Origin of the sequence: Pseudoalteromonas sp. (assembly GCF_041629635.1) — a bacterium.
Lineage (GTDB): Bacteria > Pseudomonadota > Gammaproteobacteria > Enterobacterales > Alteromonadaceae > Pseudoalteromonas.
This window is the reverse complement of the sequence record NZ_JBFKMX010000197.1, coordinates 1-4,979: the sequence shown is the minus strand read 5'-3', so window position 1 is coordinate 4,979 and position 4,979 is coordinate 1. Positions and strand designations below refer to the sequence as shown.

Sequence of the window (4,979 nt, the reverse complement as noted above, 5' to 3'; positions counted from 1 at the left end):
TGTATAGTCCCTGAACTAATAGATTTGAAAAATGCTTTAGTAACATTAGCTTTTCTTATATTTCTAAAGGTGGTTAAGGAAGTGAACGAATAGTAAATGCTTTGCTTAATATAAGGCCAGCGTTTGCTGGCCTTTAATTTATTGGATTACTTGAGACAGTTCAACTAAAGTGACTTTAAGTAAGTAAGACCTTCTTTAAAGTGCTGCTGAGCTTTTTGGGCTAGGCTAGATAGCTGCTCTTTTTGACTGTTTGGAATAGTCTTATCTTCTATGAGTGATGCAATTTTTCTTTCCATTTCCAGCCAATACTCTAGGTTAGCAGTGTAAATAGCAGTTGATAATTTCACGGCTTGATCTTCAAAAGGCTTTTGCATCTCGGGTAATGAGCTATCGCTTAATAAGTAGCGCCACATTGCTAAAAAGCGCTTTAATTTATTAGGCTGAGGTAAAGCAAGCTGGCTTAATAAAAGATTGTTTGCGATTCTTCCTATTTGTTTAGGGTAGTATTTTTTATAGTCGCCTAAATACGATGGTGGTGAAGTTATTTGTGCACTTGTTAAGTTTTCTATTTGAATGTTTTGATCATTAATACTTGTCTGTAATGGGATCGAAAAATAGAAATTTGCACTGTCATCTATAAAGCCATATAGGAATAATGTAATACAAGGATCATCTAGATTGTATTGAACAAATAGTTCATCAGAGTAAGTTACATTCGGCTGGTAAATTTCTATAGCGGCATTTTTGGTATTAACCTGATAGCCTTTCTCACCAAGCTTGTGGTTTAACAAATCAACAATGGGCATTAATACGTATGTATTGGGGTTATTTGTTTTAATCCCGGCCAATTTCAAGATTTCTGGATTATAGTTAAACTTCCTGGATGTAAAAAAGCTTTCTATTAAAAAATCATCTTCTTTATCTGAAAGTAACATATTGGCTACATCACTTGTCAGTTCTGAGCTTTTAAATGGAACAAGCAAAGAAGATAAAAGATCTTTGTGGTTCTTGATAGCCATTAAAATATTGGTTTCCGCCCAATTCTTGAGCTTTTCCGTTTGGTTGTAAAGCGCAATGATAATATCCATTATTTCTTGAGCAGATTTATTTAGCATATTCTTTTTACATGTATAGCTAAGTTGGTAATCATTTGAAATATGGAAATTATAATCGCTTAAAACAGGGCAGCATTGTGCTGGTAGTTCAATAAGCTTCTTTTCTAACTGGCTTGAAGAGTTGTAATGAATACTCAGCTCATTTGCGTGTTCTTTAATTGTAATGTTCGGGGAAATATACCCCCCTTTTTTGATGATAGCTTTACAAAGTTTTGCAATTAAAGTTTCTGTTTGCTGTGAAGTGCATTCAATTTTAGGAAAATCAGAATTGCTACGCTTAAATTCACTTTCAATGGTTGATGAGAATTTCTGGGCTTTATAGCTTGTTATCCAATCAGTTTGACCAAACACCTGTTCAATATATTCTAAAAAGCTGCTCGCTTCTGAAGGAGCGTGAGAAAAAAGCGCATTTGTAAAAAGTATTATATCTTCGGTTGTGAAAGAGCTTAGGTGAGCTTTGAAGAGGTCATAATTTTCAGATGCTTTCGCTTCGTTCGATAACGATTTGTATGCACTAAAATTAATTAATAGGTAGTTTGCATAATACTGATCAAGGCTTTTTAGTTGTACAGAATAGTCGATAGCTTGCTCATATTCTTTTTTCTGTAACAAGTGAAAACACAGTTTTTTTCGTTGCTGCGCTAACTCAGGAGATGTATTGATACTTAATAGTTTTTTGTAAGACTCAATGGCATTCTCTTGTTCATCCAGTGCTTCATAAATTGCTGCAAGGTTGGATAGCACAGCACTTTTTTGTTGATTGTTTTGTGCAATAGAGTCTAACTTTTTCAATAAGAGTTCACTTTGTTTAAACTTTTTTTCATTAAATAAGCATGAGGCTTCTAACTCACCTCCAATAAATGAAAACTCTTTTTTGTTTATTTTTTTTAGAATTACTAACGCTTTCTTAAATTTCTTTTGACTTATTAAGGTGATAGCCTGGTTTAATTTATCACTCATGATTTTTCCATATATCAGTATTTAGGTTTACAAAGCATGATTTTTTGAAAATCATTTTTCATAAATTCTTTAAGCTGGTTAAAGTAGAATATTGTGATTTTTATAGCAACAGTTTTAAGAGGAAAGGTAACTCTGAAGAGCAAGTTTAATCGAATTTGTATAGTTGTTGAGCCAAATATAGCATGATCTAATGTCACTAATTATTTGAACAAGAATATTGGGGCTTACTTGGCTTTTGTTTTTGATTTATTTTTCTTAAAGTTGCGGTAAAGCAGCACCCCTTTTAAAGTGTTTCGGTCCCAAAAGTTGGGAGGCTCAAACCTCTTTTACTTATCTTTCATCTATTATTTTGCTTATGTATGACCTTTTATTATCGAAATTAGTTCTAATTTATATTGCGTATTAATATAAAAGCTTCTCTTCTTCATTTTCTAGAAAGCGTTTTGCGTATATTACAAACTTAAACTCTACAATTGCTTGCTCAGTATTAAGCTAAAACGACTTTATTGATGGCTAAATAAGATATTAATTTATATTTAATAGCGCTTTACAGTTCAGAATTTTCGATAATTCCATGTCTTTGGTACTATCAAAAAAACGTTAATGAAGGTCAAAAAAGTGCTATACCAAAAAGAAATAAACCACTTTTTTAAATCCATAAATCAGTTGCTTGATATTTTCTATAAAAATTATTTTAAACAAAAGTAATATCACTAGCTGCCATTGTTTTATTCACTACGAAGAATCGTGTAAACTCTCCTCATTATTTTTACAGGATTAGTTATAGTGGAATTCAAAACAATATCGGTAGTTGGGTTAGGTTATATTGGTTTACCAACTGCAGCAGTCATTGCTTCGCGTGGTTTGCAAGTAATAGGTTTAGATGTGAGCGAACATGCTGTTAAAACAATTAACGAAGGTAATGTTCATATTGTAGAGCCTGACTTAGATATTGTTGTACGTTCTGTTGTAAATAGCGGCAATTTAAAAGCAACGCTAACAGCTGAAAAAGCGGATGCTTTTATGGTGGCAGTACCAACGCCTTTTAAAGATGATTATAAAGCGGATCTTTCGTATATTGAATCAGCGGCTAAAACCATTGCGCCAGTATTAGAAAAGGGTAACTTAGTTATTCTTGAATCAACCTCACCAGTTGGTGCGACTGAAGAAATGGCTAAATGGTTAGCTGAAGCGCGTCCTGATTTGTCTTTCCCGCAGCAAAACGCTAGTAATCCTGATATTAACATTGCTCATTGCCCTGAGCGCGTTTTACCTGGTCATGTACTTCGCGAGCTCGTTGAGAATGATCGTGTAATTGGTGGTATGTCGCCTGCGTGTTCTGAAAGAGCGGTTGCTCTTTATAAGACCTTTGTTAAAGGTGAGTGTTTAATCACTAATGCACGCACCGCAGAAATGGCAAAACTAACTGAAAACTCATTCCGCGATGTAAATATTGCATTTGCAAATGAGCTTTCGCTTATTTGTGACAAATTAGATATTAATGTGTGGGAGCTAATTAAGCTTGCTAACCGTCACCCACGAGTAAATATTTTGAATCCAGGCCCAGGTGTGGGCGGCCACTGTATTGCTGTTGACCCTTGGTTTATTGTGAGCTCTGCACCAAAAGAAGCAAAGTTGATTAAGCAGGCGCGTTTAGTTAATGATGCAAAACCAGAATACGTATTTAACCAAATTTTAAAAGAAGCAGATGAATTTAAACGCCCTGTAGTTGCGTGTTTTGGCTTGGCGTTTAAGGCTGATATTGATGATTTACGTGAAAGCCCTGCGCTTGATATTGCCGTTAAGTTAGCAAAGCAAGATGGCCTTGAAGTGCTGGTGGTAGAGCCAAACATTGATGCTTTACCTAATGTATTTGAAGGAACAAATGCAAAGCTCGTTTCAGTAGAGCAAGCGTTTGAAGAAGCAAAGGTAATGGCTATCTTAGTTGATCACTCAGAGTTTAAAAACGTTGATGCTGAAAAGTGGGCTGCTAAAGTGGTTATCGATAGTCGTGGTATTGTGTAAGTTATTATTATGAAAGTATTAACCGTATTTGGAACACGTCCTGAAGCAATAAAAATGGCGCCATTAGTTAAAGCGCTTGAAAACGAGTCTAAGATTGAAAGCAAGGTGTGTGTAACAGCGCAACACCGCGAAATGCTCGATCAAGTACTTGAGCTATTTAAGATTACGCCTGATTATGATTTAAACATCATGAAACCAGGGCAAGATCTGACTGATATTACCAGTAAGATTTTACTTGGTTTAAAACCTGTTATTGCTGAATTTAAACCGGATTGGGTATTGGTTCATGGGGATACAACTACAACGTTAGCAACATCGTTAGCTGCGTTTTATCAACAAACTAAAGTCGGTCACGTAGAAGCTGGTTTACGTACAGGTAACTTGTATAGCCCTTGGCCTGAAGAAGCAAACCGCACAATTACAGGCGTTATTGCAGAAAAACACTTTGCACCAACACAAGGGTCTGCAAATAACTTACTGCGAGAGCATGTTAAACCCGAAAATATTGTGGTGACAGGTAACACGGTAATTGATGCACTACTACAAATTAAAAATGATGTGCTTACAGATGAGAATATCAAAGCTGAGTTTGATGCCAAATTCTCAGCTTTTAACTCGAAACCTTATGTGTTAATCACGGGGCATCGCCGTGAAAGTTTTGGTGGTGGTTTTGAGCGCATATGCCAAGCCATAGCAACACTTGCGGATAAATATCCTGAACACAACTTTGTATACCCTGTACATTTAAATCCAAATGTACAAGAACCGGTAAATCGACTGTTAGCTGAACATACAAATGTTATGTTAATTGAGCCGCAAGAATATTTGCCATTTGTTTATCTTATGGATAACGCACATATTATTTTAACGGATTCAGGC

At 35.4% G+C, this 4,979-nt stretch carries 3 protein-coding genes; 2 read left to right on the top strand and 1 reads right to left on the bottom strand.

Annotation, left to right across the window (positions count from 1 at the left end):
• Positions 1–164: 164 nt before the first annotated feature.
• Positions 165–2,075, bottom strand: coding sequence for a tetratricopeptide repeat protein (locus ABYD77_RS17735; RefSeq protein WP_372771432.1), 1,911 nt, complete (start codon positions 2,073–2,075; stop codon positions 165–167).
• Positions 2,076–2,861: 786 nt separating this feature from the next.
• Here ABYD77_RS17735 and wecC point away from each other — a divergent pair.
• Entirely contained in the window at positions 2,862–4,100 is a 1,239-nt protein-coding gene (gene wecC, locus ABYD77_RS17730; RefSeq protein WP_372771431.1) for a UDP-N-acetyl-D-mannosamine dehydrogenase, read from the top strand.
• Between the two features lie 9 nt (positions 4,101–4,109).
• Positions 4,110–4,979: non-hydrolyzing UDP-N-acetylglucosamine 2-epimerase (wecB, locus tag ABYD77_RS17725; protein ID WP_372771429.1), on the top strand; the 870-nt coding region annotated here is incomplete at its 3' end.

Excerpts from the sequence above, each read along its gene's own strand:
- ABYD77_RS17735 (WP_372771432.1), bottom strand. The coding sequence starts at position 2,075 with ATGAGTGATAAATTAAACCAGGCTATCACCTTAATAAGTCAAAAGAAA.